Source organism: Novosphingobium humi (assembly GCF_028607105.1).
Lineage (GTDB): Bacteria > Pseudomonadota > Alphaproteobacteria > Sphingomonadales > Sphingomonadaceae > Novosphingobium > Novosphingobium humi.
In genome coordinates, this window is sequence record NZ_CP117417.1 from 464,239 (window position 1) to 480,235 (window position 15,997).

At 63.8% G+C, this 15,997-nt stretch carries 21 protein-coding genes; 18 read left to right on the plus strand and 3 right to left on the minus strand.

The window, feature by feature from the left end; genetic code table 11:
• Positions 1-48 precede the first annotated feature (48 nt).
• The 13 genes from PQ457_RS02135 (at position 49) to PQ457_RS02195 (ending at position 9,001) form a co-directional block, all read left to right on the plus strand.
• A complete protein-coding gene (locus PQ457_RS02135) occupies positions 49-1,002 on the plus strand; it encodes a heme o synthase (protein WP_273618159.1) in 954 nt (317 codons plus the stop codon).
• Complete coding sequence (locus PQ457_RS02140; protein ID WP_273618160.1) at positions 999-1,127, plus strand: hypothetical protein; 129 nt, start codon at positions 999-1,001, stop codon at positions 1,125-1,127. Before PQ457_RS02135 ends, PQ457_RS02140 begins: the two co-directional genes overlap by 4 nt.
• A 4-nt stretch (positions 1,128-1,131) precedes the next feature.
• Positions 1,132-1,695: a cytochrome c oxidase assembly protein gene (locus tag PQ457_RS02145; RefSeq protein WP_273618161.1), complete on the plus strand. Its 564-nt coding sequence runs from the start codon at positions 1,132-1,134 to the stop codon at positions 1,693-1,695.
• Between the two features lie 153 nt (positions 1,696-1,848).
• Positions 1,849-2,679: a cytochrome c oxidase subunit 3 gene (locus PQ457_RS02150; RefSeq protein ID WP_273618162.1), complete on the plus strand. Its 831-nt coding sequence runs from the start codon at positions 1,849-1,851 to the stop codon at positions 2,677-2,679.
• The gene (locus PQ457_RS02155; RefSeq protein ID WP_337958477.1) at positions 2,612-3,073 is read left to right on the plus strand and encodes a DUF983 domain-containing protein; all 462 of its coding nucleotides are present in this window, start codon (positions 2,612-2,614) and stop codon (positions 3,071-3,073) included. Before PQ457_RS02150 ends, PQ457_RS02155 begins: the two co-directional genes overlap by 68 nt.
• Positions 3,070-3,711, plus strand: a complete 642-nt coding sequence (locus tag PQ457_RS02160; RefSeq protein WP_273618164.1) for an SURF1 family cytochrome oxidase biogenesis protein — start codon at positions 3,070-3,072, stop codon at positions 3,709-3,711. The genes PQ457_RS02155 and PQ457_RS02160 overlap by 4 nt, the downstream gene beginning before the upstream one ends.
• Positions 3,712-3,946: 235 nt before the next feature.
• A complete protein-coding gene (gene thrC, locus PQ457_RS02165) occupies positions 3,947-5,362 on the plus strand; it encodes a threonine synthase (protein WP_273618165.1) in 1,416 nt (471 codons plus the stop codon).
• Entirely contained in the window at positions 5,362-6,246 is an 885-nt protein-coding gene (locus PQ457_RS02170; RefSeq protein WP_273618166.1) for a class I SAM-dependent rRNA methyltransferase, read from the plus strand. Before thrC ends, PQ457_RS02170 begins: the two co-directional genes overlap by 1 nt.
• A 349-nt stretch (positions 6,247-6,595) precedes the next feature.
• The gene (locus tag PQ457_RS02175; RefSeq protein WP_273619223.1) at positions 6,596-6,967 is read left to right on the plus strand and encodes a dihydroneopterin aldolase; all 372 of its coding nucleotides are present in this window, start codon (positions 6,596-6,598) and stop codon (positions 6,965-6,967) included.
• 1 nt (position 6,968) lies between these two features.
• Positions 6,969-7,298, plus strand: coding sequence for a Rossmann fold domain-containing protein (locus PQ457_RS02180; RefSeq protein ID WP_273618167.1), 330 nt, complete (start codon positions 6,969-6,971; stop codon positions 7,296-7,298).
• A 4-nt stretch (positions 7,299-7,302) separates the two neighbouring features.
• A complete protein-coding gene (gene moaA, locus PQ457_RS02185) occupies positions 7,303-8,313 on the plus strand; it encodes a GTP 3',8-cyclase MoaA (protein ID WP_273618168.1) in 1,011 nt (336 codons plus the stop codon).
• A complete protein-coding gene (locus PQ457_RS02190; protein ID WP_273618169.1) occupies positions 8,313-8,549 on the plus strand; it encodes a MoaD/ThiS family protein in 237 nt (78 codons plus the stop codon). The genes moaA and PQ457_RS02190 overlap by 1 nt, the downstream gene beginning before the upstream one ends.
• Complete coding sequence (locus PQ457_RS02195; RefSeq protein WP_273618170.1) at positions 8,546-9,001, plus strand: molybdenum cofactor biosynthesis protein MoaE; 456 nt, start codon at positions 8,546-8,548, stop codon at positions 8,999-9,001. The genes PQ457_RS02190 and PQ457_RS02195 overlap by 4 nt, the downstream gene beginning before the upstream one ends.
• Here the strand turns inward: PQ457_RS02195 and PQ457_RS02200 are convergent.
• Entirely contained in the window at positions 8,998-9,543 is a 546-nt protein-coding gene (locus PQ457_RS02200) for a hypothetical protein (RefSeq protein ID WP_273618171.1), read from the minus strand. The genes PQ457_RS02195 and PQ457_RS02200 overlap by 4 nt on opposite strands.
• A gap of 326 nt (positions 9,544-9,869) precedes the next feature.
• On the opposite strand from PQ457_RS02200, the gene rplU reads away from it, so the two are divergent.
• From rplU to PQ457_RS02220, 4 genes are all read left to right on the plus strand, one after another.
• Positions 9,870-10,172, plus strand: a complete 303-nt coding sequence (rplU, locus tag PQ457_RS02205) for a 50S ribosomal protein L21 (RefSeq protein WP_168604976.1) — start codon at positions 9,870-9,872, stop codon at positions 10,170-10,172.
• Between the two features lie 18 nt (positions 10,173-10,190).
• Positions 10,191-10,460 carry a 50S ribosomal protein L27 gene (gene rpmA, locus PQ457_RS02210; protein WP_273618172.1) on the plus strand — a complete coding sequence of 90 codons (270 nt, stop codon included), beginning with the start codon at positions 10,191-10,193 and terminating at the stop codon, positions 10,458-10,460.
• A gap of 320 nt (positions 10,461-10,780) precedes the next feature.
• Positions 10,781-11,350, plus strand: coding sequence for a GNAT family N-acetyltransferase (locus PQ457_RS02215; protein ID WP_273618173.1), 570 nt, complete (start codon positions 10,781-10,783; stop codon positions 11,348-11,350).
• A gap of 181 nt (positions 11,351-11,531) precedes the next feature.
• A complete protein-coding gene (locus PQ457_RS02220; RefSeq protein WP_273618174.1) occupies positions 11,532-12,140 on the plus strand; it encodes a TetR/AcrR family transcriptional regulator in 609 nt (202 codons plus the stop codon).
• Here the strand turns inward: PQ457_RS02220 and ygfZ are convergent.
• A complete protein-coding gene (gene ygfZ, locus PQ457_RS02225) occupies positions 12,124-12,846 on the minus strand; it encodes a CAF17-like 4Fe-4S cluster assembly/insertion protein YgfZ (RefSeq protein ID WP_273618175.1) in 723 nt (240 codons plus the stop codon). The two genes, PQ457_RS02220 and ygfZ, sit on opposite strands and share 17 nt — an antisense overlap.
• A gap of 275 nt (positions 12,847-13,121) precedes the next feature.
• On the opposite strand from ygfZ, the gene PQ457_RS02230 reads away from it, so the two are divergent.
• Positions 13,122-14,444 (plus strand): dihydroorotase, encoded by a 1,323-nt coding sequence (locus tag PQ457_RS02230; protein ID WP_273618176.1) that lies wholly within the window; start codon positions 13,122-13,124, stop codon positions 14,442-14,444.
• 259 nt (positions 14,445-14,703) lie between these two features.
• On the opposite strand, the gene PQ457_RS02235 is transcribed toward PQ457_RS02230, so the two are convergent.
• Positions 14,704-15,684: a cation diffusion facilitator family transporter gene (locus tag PQ457_RS02235; protein WP_273618177.1), complete on the minus strand. Its 981-nt coding sequence runs from the start codon at positions 15,682-15,684 to the stop codon at positions 14,704-14,706.
• Positions 15,685-15,997: the final 313 nt, after the last annotated feature.

Below are 15,997 nucleotides of genomic sequence, written 5' to 3' on the forward strand. Positions count from 1 at the left end.
CTCGTGCTCCCTTTACATCGCGGCGCAATGGCGCAAGGGGGAATGCCCATGAGCACCCCCCCTGCCAAAAACGGCGCCACGCCCGCCGCTCGCCAGCCTGCCGACTGGCGCGATTTCTTCGCCCTGACCAAGCCGCGCGTGATGACGCTGGTGATTTTTACCGGCCTTTGCGGATTGCTGGCGGCGCCGGGGCATATCAATCCGGTGATCGGATTTGCCACGATTTTGTGCATCGCGGTGGGCGCCGGCGGGGCGGCCGCGCTCAACCAATGGTGGGAAGCCGATATTGACGCCGGGATGAAACGCACCGCCAAGCGGCCCTTGCCCGCCGGGCGGATGGACCGCGAATCGGCGCGCGATTTCGGGATGGCGCTATCGGGCCTGTCGGTGCTGACCATGGGGCTGGCGGCGGGATGGCTCTGCGCGTTGATCCTGGCGGTATCGATTGTCTATTACGCGCTGGTCTATACGGTCTGGCTCAAACCGCGCACGCCGCAGAATATCGTGATCGGCGGCGGTGCGGGGGCTTTTCCGCCGATGATCGGCTGGGTGGCGGTGACGGGCCATATCACATGGATGCCGGTGCTGCTGTTCCTCATCATCTTCATGTGGACGCCGCCGCATTTCTGGGCGCTGGCGCTGTTTGTGAAGACCGATTACGCCAAGGTGGGCATTCCGATGATGCCCGTGGTGGCGGGAGAAAAATCCACCCGGCGCCAGATCTTCGCCTATTCGGTGCTGCTGCTGCCGCTCACGCTTTTGCCGGTGTTTCTGCCCAAGAACGATGGCGGGCCGGGGTGGATCTACGGCGTGTCGGCAGGCGTGCTCTCCACGCTGTTCCTGTTGCTGGCGATCCGGGTGGGTTTCCGCAACCGGCGCGATGAAGATGATTCCATGAAGCCGGAAAAGCAGCTTTTCGCTTTCTCGGTGCTTTATCTGTTCGCCCTGTTCGCCGCGCTGGTGGCGGATCGCTGGGTGCCGATCATCGGAGGATATTTGTGAGCGAACCGATCGACATGGAAGAGCGCAAACGCATTATCGCCGGGCGCAACAAGGCGCTGGGGCTGGTGCTGCTGGGGTTGGTGGTGCTGTTTTTTGCCATCACCATCGCCAGGATGGGGCATTGATCCGATGGGCAGCATGAACCCCTCCGCACCGCAAAACCGCAACCGGCGCGTGGCGATGATGGCGGCGGGCATGGCGCTTGGGATGGTGGGTCTGGGCTATGCCTCGGTGCCGCTCTATCGCATATTCTGTCAGGCCACCGGCTATGGCGGTACGCCCCAGCGGGCGAGCGAGGCGCAGGCGGCCGGGGTCAAGGTGATGGCCGGGCGGACGATGTCGGTGCGTTTCGACGCCAATGTCGATCCGGGCATGCCATGGCAATTCCGCCCCCGCCAGACCACGCAGACGGTGGTCATCGGCAAGCGTACGCTGGCCCTGTTCGATGCGCATAATACATCGAACAGGCCGATCACCGGGGCGGCCAGCTTCAACGTCTCGCCCAACGAGGCGGCGCGTTATTTCACCAAGGTGGCATGCTTCTGCTTTACCCAGCAGACGCTGCAACCGGGCCAAAGCGTGGCCATGCCGGTCAGCTATTACGTCGATCCCCAGATCCTCGAGGACAAGGACCTCAAGGATCTGGAACAGATCACCTTGAGTTACACATTCCACCCCGTGCCGGGGGCATAGATCCGGCGGGCGCAAGGAGCGGGAAATAGGCGTTCGGGCCTCGCAAATCATGCTGGACCGGGGGCTTCAGGAAAGATAGGTTCAAAAACAACAATGCCGGGGGGATAGAGGCCAAAGCAGGCCCGCACCCGTGGCAAAAAGGGGATGAATGCGATGGCCTCTGGCAAGACACATGATTATCATATCCTGCCGCCTGATCTGGTGCCTCTGGCCACCACGCTTGGGGCTTTTACCTTTACCACGGGCATGGTGTTCATGATGCACCCGGACACGTTCGGGGCGCTGGGGCATATCGTGCCTTGGGCGGGGCTGGCGCTGTTGCTGGCGGCCATGTTCACCTGGTTCAACAAGATCGTGAACGAGGCCCATGCGGGCGATCACACGCCGGTGGTGCAACTGCACCAGCGCTATGGCATGATCCTCTTCATCGCTTCGGAGGTCATGTTCTTTGTCGGCTGGTTCTGGGCCTTCTTCGATTTCTCGCTGTTTCCCTCGACCCTGTCCAAGGCGATCGGCGGGCAATGGCCGCCCAAGGAACTGGAAGCCGTCCTTGATGCTTTCGACCTGCCGCTGCTTAACACGATGATCCTGCTGCTTTCGGGCACCACGGTGACATGGGCGCATCACAGCCTGATCCACGGCGACCGTTCGGGCCTGAAGAAGGGCCTGTGGCTGACCATCATTCTGGGCATCCTGTTCAGCAGTCTTCAGGCGTTTGAATATGCCCATGCGCCCTTTGCCTTTGGCAGGAACACCTATGGTTCGGCCTTCTATATGGCCACCGGCTTTCATGGTTTCCATGTGATTGTGGGCACGATCTTCCTCTCGGTCTGTCTGGCCCGCGCCTATCGGGGCGATTTCACCCCGCGCCAGCATTTCGGCTTTGAGGCCGCCGCATGGTACTGGCACTTCGTCGATGTGGTGTGGCTGTTCCTCTTTGTGTGCATCTACATCTGGGGCAACTGGGGCTTTGCGGTTGACTGATCCGGCAAAGCCATCCTCATCCGCAGGGCAGCCGGGAATCGTCTCGGCTGCCCTGTTTGGTTTGTGTCCGCGATGCGGGGCCAAGGGGCTGTTTTCGGGCATCGCCCAATTCGCGCCGCACTGTAAAAAATGCGGGCTGGATTTTGGCGCGTTCAATGTGGGCGACGGGCCGGCGGCCTTTCTGACCTTTGGGGTTGGCGCGCTGGCGGCGGGTGTGGCGGCATGGCTGGCGCTGGATGTCGATCCGCCGGTGTGGGTCTATGTCGCGGTGCTGGTGCCGCTGGTGGTTTTGCCCACGCTTTATGGGCTGCGCGTGTCCAAGGCGGCTCTGTTGACCGCCGAATATCAGCGGCGGGCTGCCGAGGCGGGCGCAAAGGATGTTGATCCGCGATGAACTGGCGCAAATTGCCCGTGATCCCTACGCTGCTGGTGCTGGCGGCGGCGGGGTATATGGTCCACCTCGGCTTCTGGCAGTTGGACCGACTGGCGCAGAAAGAGGCCAAGATCGCGCGTTTCACCGCCGCGCAGGGTGATCGCAGCCCGGTCTCGATCGGCGAGGTATGGCGCTATCGCCAATCGGATGCGCGCGATTTCCACCGCACCCAATTCTGGTGCCAGCAGGTGTTGCAGATCTCGGCCCAATCCGGGCGCAATGCGGCGGGGCAGGCGGGCTGGGCGCATATTGCGCGATGTCTGACCGCGCCCGTCGATACGCAGGGGTTCCACCCCACCGAGGCGCCCAAGGGTGTGCTGGCCGATGTGGTGCTGGGGTGGAGCAATAAGCCCGCGCCCGTGGCATGGACCGGCGGGCAGGTGCAGGGGCTGGTCGTGCCGGGGGGTGAATTTGCCCATCATGTCGTGGCCGATCCGGCACTGGCGGGGCTGATGAGCAATGCGACGCCCGATCCGCGCGATTTGCCCAACAATCACCTGTCCTATGCGGTGCAGTGGTTCCTTTTCGCGCTGACCGCTTTGGTGATTTACGCGGTGGCGGTGAGGAAGAGGGTGTTGGGGGAGGAAGAACTGGAGTGATGCGAGGTCGGCGTTCTAAAGCCGGGGCGCCAATCTGCGTGAATTCGCCGCGCCGCAGGCTTTACAAGCCGACCCTCACAAGCTTCGGTGGCCCGTGAAACGCATCCCCCAAATGGGAATGCAAAGGGTCCATACCCTTTGCCCGCCGGAGGCATAAAACCCCTGAATCCCGCAAAACCCTTGCCCCTGCGCGCCTCTGCGGCTAACGGGGCGGGCCAAACGGACAGGGAATCCCATGGAATATATCTCCACGCGCGGCAACGCACCGGTTCTTGATTTTGAAGGCGCGACTCTGGCTGGTCTGGCCAGCGACGGCGGGCTTTATGTACCCCGCGAATGGCCGCGTTTTTCCAAAGACGAGATCGCCGCGCTGGCGGGCCTGCCCTATGCGGAGCTGGCGGCCAAGGTGATGGCGCCTTTCGTGGGCGAGAGCCTGAGCTATGAGCGTTTGCTCGAACTGACCACGGCGGCCTATGGGCGCTTTTCGCATGCCGCCGTTACGCCTTTGAAGCAGTTGGACGAGCAGCAGTGGCTGCTTGAACTGTTCCACGGCCCGACGCTGGCGTTCAAGGATGTGGCGCTGCAATTGCTGGGCCTCTTGTTCGAGGAATTCCTGGGCCGCGAATCCAAGAATGGTGGGCCCCAGAACCTGACCATCGTGGGCGCGACCAGCGGCGACACCGGCAGCGCGGCCATTGACGCCGTGGCGGGCCGCGCCAAGGTCGACATCTTCATGCTGCACCCCAAGGGCCGCGTGTCCGACGTTCAGCGCCGCCAGATGACCACCGTTCTGGCCCCCAACGTCTATAACATCGCCATCGAGGGCAGTTTTGACGATGCGCAGGCGATGGTGAAGCGCATTTTCAACGACAAGGCCGTGACCGACCGTTTCAACATCGGCGCGGTCAACTCGATCAACTGGGCGCGTCTGATGGCGCAGGTGGTCTATTATTTCGCCGCCGCGCTGCAACTGGGCGCGCCGCACCGCGAAGTGGCCTTCAGCGTGCCCACCGGCAATTTCGGTGACGTGTTCGCTGGCTATGTCGCCGCGCAGATGGGCCTGCCGATTGCCAGGCTGATCGTCGCCACCAATGTGAATGACATTCTCCACCGCGCGCTGTCCACCGGCGACTATTCGGCCGGAACAGTGACCCCCACCGCCGCGCCCAGCATGGACATTCAGGTGTCGTCGAATTTCGAACGCCTGCTGTTCGACGTGGGCGGCCGCGATGGCGTGGCTCTGGCCGAGCAGATGGCAGGGTTCGAGGCCAATAAGGCGATGACGCTGACCAATGCGCAGCGCGAAGGCGCCGCAGCGCTCTTCGTCTCGGCCCGCGCCGATGCCGATGAAATGGCGCAGGCCATCCGCTGGGGCTGGGAAGCGGCGGGCGAATTGCTCGACCCGCACACCGCCATCGGCATCCATGCCGCACGCAATGCCGGCATTGACGCATCGACCCCGGTGGTCACGCTGGCCACCGCGCATCCGGCCAAGTTCCCCGATGCGGTCGAGCGCAGCACCGGGCACCGCCCCGGCCTGCCCGAACGCGTGGGCGATCTGTTCGAGCGCGAAGAGCGCTATGCCGAACTGCCCGGTGATTATGACGCGGTCTGCGCCTATGTGACGCAGCGGGCGACTGCGAAGGCATAATGGCAGAGCTGATCCACCAGCCCGTTTTGCTGACCGGCGAGGGCTGGGCCGATTACGGGCTGGTCGATTCGGGCGCGGGGCGCAAGCTGGAGCGCTACGGCGACTATCGCTTTATCCGCCCCGAGCCGCAGGCCTTGTGGCAGCCGCGCATGGCCGATTGGGATGCGCATGGCGAATTCGTGCCCGGCGCGGATGAGGATGGCGGCGGGCGCTGGAATTATACCAAGCCGGTGCCGCGTGATGGCTGGCCGCTGAGCTGGGGTGATGTGAAATTCACCGCGCAATGCACCCCGTTCCGCCATTTGGGCTTTTTCCCCGACATGGCGCCGGTCTGGGGCTGGATGGGGCAGCAATTGGGCGAGCGCCGCGATGCCACCACGCTCAACCTGTTCGGCTATACCGGCGTCGGCACGCTGGCGCTGAGCCACTATGGCCCCGTCACGCATGTTGATGCCAGCAAGAAATCGGTGGCGCAGGCCCGCGCCAATGCCGCGCTTTCGGGCATGGAAAGCCGCCCGGTGCGCTGGATCGTCGATGACGCGGCCAAATTCACCGCGCGCGAGGTCCGCCGGGGCAAGCGCTATGACGGCATCATCATGGACCCGCCCAAATTCGGGCGCGGGCCGGATGGCGAGGTCTGGCGGCTGGAGGAACACCTGCCCGGTCTGATCCATGATGCTCGGCAATTGCTGGACGAAAACAGTCGGTTTCTGTTCCTGACCGTTTATGCGGTGCGCATGTCCTCGCTGGCGATTGCCGGGCTGCTGGACGAAGCCTTTGCCGGTCTGCCGGGCTATGTCGAACATGGCGATCTGGCGGTGCGCGAGGATGGCGCGGGGCGGATGTTGCCCACGGCGATCTTTGCGCGGTGGCGCAGGGATTAAAGAAGTATGCCTCCGGCGGGCAAAGGGCGGGGGCCCTTTGCAATCCCGGCACTGTCTTTGTTGTGTTCGACATCGACCGAAACTGATGGGTGACGCCTTTGGATTTGAAAGCCTGCGGCGCCGATCAGTGCAAAAGCGCCGCAAGCTCTATCCAACCGTACCGCACAAGCCCACGAGCGAGCCAAGCGCGACCGCATTAATGGGATTGCAAAGGGCCCCCGCCCTTTGCCCGCCGGAGGCTCTCCCTTGCCCGCCGGGGGCATTGCCCCTTAAAACCCCTAGACTCCCCCCGCGCAACCTGTCATCGGCCCGCGCGCAAACACCCCCTATCATCGTGAAAGCATCCAACGTGGCGGACAGCCTGATTCTTGAAGTGGCCGATTTCGAAGTGGACGTTCTGACCGGCGTCTATTCGGAAGAGACGGGCCAGAAGCAGCCCCTGCGCATCAGCGTGAGCGTGCGTTTGAAGCCCTATGACCGCTATTTGCCCGACACGCCGCTGGGGGCGAGCAAGAATTACATGGATCTGAAATTCGCCGCCAGCGAGACGCTGCCCGAGGGCGTGCATTTCACGCTGATCGAGGCGGTGGCCGATCATATTGCCGAGACGCTGTTCCTTCAGGACGAGCGGGTCCAGGCCGTGACGGTCAAGATCGTCAAACTGGCCATCAGCGAGGCGGGGGAAAAGATCGGCATGACCCTGACGCGCGAGCGGCGGTAACATGAGCGTGTTGGCCATCGAGGATCTGCCTTCCGCGCCTCTGGCCGCAGCGGTGGTGTTTCATGCGCAATGGCTGGCGCAGGCCGAGGCGATGTTGGCCGATGGCGATCTGGTGCTGGTGATGCCGCTGGCCGGGCATGAGCACCGGGCGTGGCGTCTGGCGGCGGTGCAGGGGCTGGCGCGGGCCTATGCTCCGGCGCGGGCCAATCTGGTGGAATGCGATGAGCCGGCGGGCATTGCGGCGGCCTGCGCCTTTCTGGCTGCTTCGCCGGGGATCACCGGGCAAATCCTGCGATTGGATAGCCAAGCGCCCGGAGCGGTGATAGATTGACCCCATGAACCAGCCGTCGCGTCAACCTTTGGTCGATCAGTTTCAACGCCGGATTTCCTATCTGCGTCTTTCGGTGATCGACCGGTGCGATCTGCGCTGCACATATTGCATGCCCGAGCGGCAGACTTTCCTGCCCAAATCCGAAGTGCTCAGCCTTGAGGAATTGCACAGGCTGGCGCTGGGCTTTATCGGGCGCGGCGTGCGCAAAATTCGCCTTACGGGGGGCGAACCGCTGGTGCGGCGCGATATGATCGAGCTGGTGCGGGCGATCGGGCGCAAGATCGGGGATGGTCTGGACGAACTGACCATCACCACCAATGGCACGCGTCTGGCCGAATTTGCCGATGATCTGCGCGAGGCGGGCATCCGCCGCGTCAATGTCAGCCTCGACACACTGGACCGCGAGAAATTTGCCCGCATCGCCCGGCGCGACCAATTGCCGCAGGTGCTGGAAGGCATTGCCGCCGCGCGCGCGGCCGGGCTGGCGGTCAAGATCAACACCGTGGCGCTCAAGGGCGAGAATGAGGATGAGATCGGCGATCTGGTCGCCTGGGCGCATGGCGCGGGCCATGAGATCACGCTGATCGAGGTCATGCCGCTGGGCGAGGTGGAGGGGGATCGCTACGATCACTATCTGCCGCTGACGCAGGTGCGCACAGGGCTGGAGCAGCGCTTTACCCTGACCGAGGACCCGCATCGCAGCGGCGGTCCGGCGCGCTATTGGCATGTGGCGGAAACCGGCGGTCGGCTGGGGCTGATCACGCCGCTGACCAGCAATTTCTGCGATGGGTGCAACCGGGTGCGCGTGACGGCCACCGGGCAATTGTTCGCCTGCCTTGGCGGGCGGGAACAGGTGGACCTGCGCGCCGCCTTGCGCAGCGAGGACCCGGAAAGCGCGCTGGAAGCCGCGCTGGACGAGGCGATGCGGATCAAGCCCGCGCGCCACCATTTCGAAATCAACCGCCCTGGCGCCGAGCCTGCCTTGCCGCGCCATATGTCGATGACGGGGGGGTGATGATGGCGCGGCTGGTGTTTCTGGGGCGTCTGGCGGATCTTGCCGGAGGGGCCGAGCGCGAGGTGGCGCCGGGGCCTTTGGCGGGGATTATTGCCGACATGGGGCCGGAACTGGCGCAGGCTTTGGCCGGGCCGCGGGTCAGGCTGGCGCTGAATGGCGCGCTGGTGGCGGGCGATGGGCTGGTGTTGACGGCGGGTGATGAACTGGCCTTTCTGCCCCCGGTGAGCGGCGGATGATCGAGGTCCGGTTGATCGGGCAGGCGTTTGACGCGGCCGAGGTGATGCGTGATTTTGCCGCCGCCCATCCCCAATCGGGCGGCGTGGTCAGCTTTCTGGGGCAGGTGCGAGGAGGCGATGATGTCGAAGCGCTTGAGCTTCAGCATTATGCCCCGCTGACCCTGCCGGGGATGGAGGCGCTGGCGCGCGATGTGCTGGGCCGTTGGGCGCTCGATGGCCTGCTGATCTGGCACCGGGTGGGAGAGATGGCGCCCGGCGATCCGATCGTGCTGGTGGCGGCGGCCTCGCGGCATCGGCGCGACGCCTTTGCCGCCGCCGATTTCGCGATGGATCACCTCAAAAGCGAGAGCTGGTTCTGGAAGCGCGAAAAGCGCGCGGGGCAATGGGCCTGGGTCGAACCGCGGGAACAGGATTATGCTGATCTGGCCCGTTGGGACCAGATCAGCAATTAACGCGGCAATTTCCGGCGCGCGGCGTCCAGGACCCGATCCTGCGCCGCGCCAAGGGCAAGGATCTGCGACCTTGCGGCCTCGATCATCCGGGCGGCGGCGCGGGGCGTGTCGGGGTTTTCGGGCGCATGGGCCATGCGGTCCTGCGTATAGAGTTCCTCGATATCGCCCTCGATCACGCCCAGCACGCCGCGCTGGCGCTCCAGATCGCTGAGCGCGAGATTGGCCTGTTGCCATGCCTCATCGCCCGGTGTGGCGTTGGCGGCGGCATTGAGCGCCCGCTCGGTGGCGGGACGGGCGGCGGCAAAAGCCTTGTCGGCCTCACGCGCGGCGCGCAGCAGCGAATCGATTCTGGCGTCCAGTCCGGCGGGAACCTGATCCAGCGCGGCAACGGCGGCCGTGGCGGCGGGGGCCGTTGCCGGCTTTTCCTCGGCCCGGCGCGCCAGCGAAGGGTAGGAAGCCGTGCCGCATCCCCCCAGCAGCGCGGGAATCAGCAGGGCCCCAGCGGCGAATCGGGCCGCATGCGCGAATCGGTGGCGCGGCACCCTGCTCGATGGGGCTGTCGATGAGGCGGATTTTGCGATAAGGCCAAGCATGGATGTGCCATAGCACGCCTGTGCCCATGCGCCAGAGGGCAGAAATCGGCCAGAGTTTCCGGGAGGGAATGGGCCTTTCTGTGATGCGGTGCATTGACACGCGGGGGCGGTTGCACTAACGGCGCAGCTTCTTTCCGAACCCTGCCGTGTGTGGCGGGGGTCGGCGCGTCGCTCGCGGCTCCTCGAATAACCGCCTTGCTCGGCCTTTGGCTTGGCGGCAGGTTTCGGGAAACGCGGCCGGGGCGGCCACGTAATTTTTTGAATGGATTTGTATCATGTTCGCTATCGTGCGCACGGGCGGTAAGCAGTATCGGGTCGCCGCCGGAGACAAAATCGCGGTCGAAAAGCTGGCTGGTGAAGCCGGCGAGACGATCACGCTGGGTGATGTTCTGCTGGCCGGCGAAGAAGGCGTTGTCGCCGACGCTTCGAAGGTGGTGGTCTCGGCCGAGATCATCGCTCAGGCGAAGTCGGAAAAGGTGATCGTTTTCAAGAAGCGCCGCCGTCACAACTATCGTCGCAAGAACGGCCACCGCCAGCTGCTCACGCTGCTGCGCATCGTGTCGGTCGCGGCCGCCTAAGCTCAGGAGTTTTCGACAATGGCACATAAGAAAGCAGGCGGTTCGTCGCGCAACGGTCGCGACTCGCAGTCCAAGCGCCTTGGCGTGAAGAAGTTCGGCAGCCAGCTGGTGATCGGTGGCAACATCATCATCCGTCAGCGCGGCACCAAGGTTTATCCGGGCGCCAATGTCGGCATCGGCAAGGACCACACGCTGTTTGCCCTGACCGAAGGTCGCGTGCGTTTCCACGACGGCAAGCTTGGTCGCAAATACGTGTCGGTTGACGCGCTGGCCGAAGCCGCCGAGTAAGCGGATGGTCTATTTGGGCCATCCTGATGGGATGGCCCCGCCAAGGTTCTGATACCTTGGCTGAACGAGGGAGAGGGGCCCGGCCCATCTCCCTCTTTTCGTATCTCTCCTTCACCCGCCGATCGGTGGGACGCGGCAAATTGGTCGGGCTGCGAGCATGGCTTTGCGTTCGATCAAGGCAAATTTGCGTCCAATGCGGTTCAGCATGCGCTGGGCTGAGGCCGGTCGTCACCGCAATGTCACCGCGCGCCTTTAGGAATCCCGCGCGGGACTGAGGATCATAGCGTCCCGAACGGGACCGGGGATTTGGAGCGATACACATGTTTTACCGCAGCGAACGACTGTTTCTGCGGCCCGCGTGGCCAGAAGACTGGAACGCGATCCACGCCGCGATCGACGACGAGGGCATCGTGCGCAATCTGGCGCGCGCGCCTTGGCCCTATACCGAAAATGACGCGCGCATGTTCGCGAGTCAGCCTCAGGACGAGCGTCTGCCGCATTTCCTCATCACGCGCCCCGGCCCGGAGGGCAGCGCGCTGATCGGCTCGATCGGGCTGAGCGAGATCGAGGGCGAGGCCAATATCGGCTATTGGATTGCACGCGCCCATTGGGGGCGGGGCTATGCCACCGAGGCGGGGCGGGCGATGCTGTCGCTGGCCCGCGGGCTGGGGCATAAGCGCCTGGTCGGGCGGCATTTTCTGGATAATCCGGCCTCTGGCCTGGTGCTGCGGCGGCTGGGTTTCCGGCCCGTGGATGAACGCGGCGCGATTTTCAGCGCGGGGCGCGGGCAGACCTGCCCGTCAGCCCGGTTCGAAATCGAACTGCGCGCCGAGCATGACGATCAGGATGATTCGCCCGATGGCGGTATGGAAGGGAGGCGCGCGGCCTGAAGCGCCTCTGAGCGCAAATGGGCCTATATGTCTGACATTACGCAAACTCGCTGATGCGCGAATGAAAATTACAGCTTTAGCGGGTAAAATCTTTCGCTTCTTGCTTGACCACCTGCAAACCTTTATGGGTCTGCAATGTGGTTTTGCGAGCCTGCGGGCTTGTACTGTTTGGACATAAGACATGGGCCCGAAGAAGCGTCTCTCCCCCGAAGCCAGCCGCAATGCCGCGATGGAGGCAGCGCGCGATCTGCTTGTCGAGCAGGGGCCGCAGGGGGTGACGCTCAAAGCCGTGGCGGCGCGGGTGGGGCGCACCCATGCCAATCTGCTGCATCATTTCGGCTCGGCCGCCGAGCTGCAAAAGGCGCTGGCCGAACATATGGCGGTGTCGATCTGCGCCTCGGTCGCGCGCGCCGTTCTGGCCCAGCGAGACGGCAGCGGCAGCGCGCGTGATGTGGTCGATCTGGCCTTTGATGCCTTTGGCAAGCAGGGCGGCGGGCAATTGGTGAGCTGGATGCGGCTGATCGGCAATGTCGATGCGCTCGACACGATCGTGCGCGCGATCCACGCCATCGTGGACGAGGTGCATGATGCGGGCGAGGTCTGCATGCGCCATGTGACGCAGACGCTGGTGCTGCTGGCGTTGGGCGATTCGATGATCGGCGCGCCCTTGTCTGATTCGCTGGAAATCTCGCGCGATTCGAGCCGGGAGCTGGCCGCCCGCCTGATCGAGACCGAGGCGGTGCGGCTGGGTCTGGTCCCGGCGGAGCGGGCGCTTACGCCTCTGGGTTGACGCTTTCGGGGGTGAACCATGCGGGCGGATTGGCGATGTCATCCACCCGCCAATGTTCGACCGACAGGCCCAGCGCGGGATAATCCACGATCCGGCGATCCGGGCGCGATTGCGCAGCGGGCACCACAACCACGCGGCGGTTGACCTTTTGCCGCCAGTTCATGCGCGCGGTATTCTCCTGCCCGACATAGCAGCCTTTGGTGAAGGACACACCGTTGAGCTCTACCGCGTTGCATTCCAGCCAGAGCAGATCGACAATCTCGGCCCCTTCGGCCACGCCCAGAGACAGGCGATGGGCCAGATAGGCATCATCCACCGGCGCATCATCATCCGCGGCCAGCCAGCGATAACCCAGTTCGGCAAGGCGTGGATCGCGCGCGGCCCCATCGCGGGGCGTCGGGCTCCAATGCACCGTCAATGCGGGATCGCGCGCGATGGCGATGGCGCGGCGCAGGCGATACATCGACAGGCGTTTGATCACCCCATCGGCCTGATCCGCCGCCACATCCAGCAGCAGGTCCGCCCCATCGGCCCAGATGATGAAATCGGCGATCACCTTGCCCTGCGGCGTCAGCAGCGCGGCATAGGTCGGCAGCGCGCCCAGCACCACATCCTGCGTCACCAGCCCTTGCAGGAATTTGCGGACATCCTCGTCCGGCGCGGTGGGGGAAAGGCGGATGATGGTGCGGGAGGCAAGTTTGGTCATGGTGTTTAGGTGGGGATGATAGAGAGAAAAGGGAAGAGGGTTTGTGCCTCCGGCGGGTGCCTGGTTTTTGCCTCCGGCGGGCAAAGGGACTCGGTCCTTTTGCAATCCTTTTAATGGGGATGCCAAGGTTGGTGGTGGGGCTTTAAAATTCGAACATGGCACCCGGCCCACTGGGCCGCCCCGATGCGCAGCGCAGAAAGTCATAGGAGCGCAAGGGGCGAGTCCCTCGCATCTATACCTTCATCTTGCCCTCAACCTGTGGCAAAGCGCGTGGTATGACTCAAGCACCAGACCTTGTTCTCACCGGTGGCACTGTCCACACTCCCTCTGGCCCCGCACAGGTTGATGTGGCCGTCCGTGATGGCAAAATCATCGGTATAGGCAGTTTTCCCGATGCGGCGCGGCGGATTGATTGCACCGGATTGGATGTTCTGCCCGGCGTGATCGATTCGCAGGTCCATTTCCGCGAACCGGGGCTGGAGTATAAGGAAGATCTGGAAAGCGGCAGCCGCTGCGCCGTGATGGGCGGGATCACCGCCGTATTTGAAATGCCCAACACCAATCCGAACACCGATTCGGTGATGCGCGTGCATGATAAGCTGGAGCGCGCCCACCATCGCATGTGGTGCGATCATGCGTTCTATGTGGGCGCGACGGCCGCCAACGCGCCCGATCTGGCCGAGCTGGAGCGCATTCCCGGCACGGCGGGGGTCAAGATCTTCATGGGCGCCTCCACCGGCAATCTGCTGGTCGCGCATGACGAGGAACTGGCCCGCGTGCTGGCCCATGGCACGCGCCGCGTGGCCATCCATGCCGAGGACGAAGACCGCATGAACGCGCGCAAGGATCTGCGCGTCGAGGGCGATCCGTCGAGCCACCCCGTTTGGCGCGACGACGAAAGCGCGCTGCTGGCCACGCGGCGTATCCTCAAGCTGGCGCGTGAGGCACGCCGTCCCATCCACATCCTGCATGTGACCACGCCCGCCGAACTGGAACTCATCAGCGAGCACCGCGACATCGCCTCCTGCGAGGTCACGCCTCAGCATCTGACGCTGCGCGGCGAGGAAGCCTATCCGCGCCTTGGCACCTATGCCCAGATGAACCCGCCGATCCGCAGCGGCGCGCATGTCGACGGCCTGTGGCACTGGCTGCAACAGGGCGTGCCCGATGTGATCGGTTCCGACCACGCGCCCCACACGATCGAGGAAAAGGCCAAGCCCTATCCGGCCAGCCCCAGCGGCATGCCCGGCGTGCAGACGCTGCTGCCGCTGATGCTCGACCATGTGCTGAACGGGCGGATGACGCTGGCGCGCCTGATCGACATGACCAGCGCGGGCGTGCAGCGCATCTTTGGCCTGCAATCCAAGGGCCGCATCGCGGTGGGCTATGACGCCGACTTTACCGTGGTGGACCTCAAGGGGCAGTTCACGATCGCCGAGGACTGGCTGCAGAGCCGTTGCGGTTGGTCGCCCTATACCGGCATGGAGCTGAAGGGCCGCGTTCTTGGCACCATCATTCGCGGGCATCAGGTGATGTGGGAGGCCCAGTTGGCCGACAGCGCGGTGGGTGAGCCGTTGAAGTTTGCCGGGGCGTTGTAAGCGGTTTTTTGCCTCCGGCGGGCAAAGGGCGGGGGCCCTTTGCAATCCCGTTACTGTCGATGTTGCGTATCGGGTTCGGCTTTGGATGTCGGACGCGACGTTTGAATTCTAAAGCCTGCGGCGCCGGTCAGCGTAGGATCGCCGCGCCGCAGGCTTTAATCATTCTCGGCGGTGCGACCAGCCAAGCCCCACCCCCATAATGGGATTGCAAAGGGTCGAGACCCTTTGCCCGCCGGAGGCAAACCCTTCTAACCCAACCTCAAACCACCTCATCCGATTGCAGCGCACACCCATGCCCGCCATCGGTTTCGATCTGGATCGTTGCATGGCCGATGCCGAAATCATGCTCCAGATCATGGGCCAGACCATGCAGGAAGGCATCCCCCGGATGGCCGCCGGGCATGACGATATGGGCGGTCATGGCGGTGTCGGTGGTGCTGATCGGCCAGACGTGGAGGTCGTGGAGCGCCGCGATGCCGGGGCGCGCCAACAGGAAGGCGCGCAGCTTTTCCTCATTCACCGAGGCGGGCACGGCCAGCAGGCCCATCTGCACGGATTCCTTCAGCATCGACCAACTGCCCAGCGCGATCATCAGCGTGATGACGAGGCTGGTGACCGGGTCGATCCAGTTCCACGCCGTGAAGTGGATGGCCAGCCCCGCCAGCACCACGCCCGCCGACACCGCCGCATCGGCCATCAGATGCTGAAACGCGGCGCGCAGGTTGAGGTCATCCTTGCTGCCGCGCGCGAATAGCAGGGCCGAGAGGCCGTTGACCGCGATCCCCGCCGCCGCCACCGCCATCATCAGCCCGGCGGCTGCCGGTTCGGGCGAGGCGAATTTCTGCAGCGTCTCGATCAGGATCGCCCCCAGCGCGACCCAGAGCAGCGCCGCATTGGCCAGCGCGGCCAGGATCGAGGCGCTTTTCATGCCATAGGTAAAGCGGCGCGATGGCGCCCGCGCGGCCAGACGGCTTGCCCCCCATGCCAGCAGGAGCGAGAGCACATCGGACAGATTATGCCCGGCATCGGCCAGCAGGGCGGTCGAATGGCCGATGAAACCGGCCGCGGTTTCTATCAGGACAAACAGGACGTTGAGAGAGGTGGCCAGCGCAAAGGCGCGGCCATGGGTGACGCCGGCTCCGTGATGGTGGTGCCCGTGATGGTGCCCATGGTGATCCTTGCCGCCATGCGATTCGCCATGATCATGGTTATGATGATGGTGACTGTGGCCGATACCCATGGTTTTTCCCGATCTGCTGCGTTGCACAAATGTCGCACTGCGGCCCAATTCGCAACAGCGGAATTTTGGGCCGACATTTAAATTCCATATGAATTTCGTCAAGGTCGTAACAAAGTTACATCAATGTAAGTTAGGCGGGAAACAATCTTGCCATTTGCGGCATCAGCCTGTCGTCCGCCCCGTTTCATGTCAAAATTGCGTCATAAACCGCTGTTTAGAAGCCTCTCAAACATCGTTAGGTGTTTTGCATCCGAATGATTTTCGTCGCTCGGACGGGGGCATTTCGGCGATTTAGACACAAAATTGTCATGCA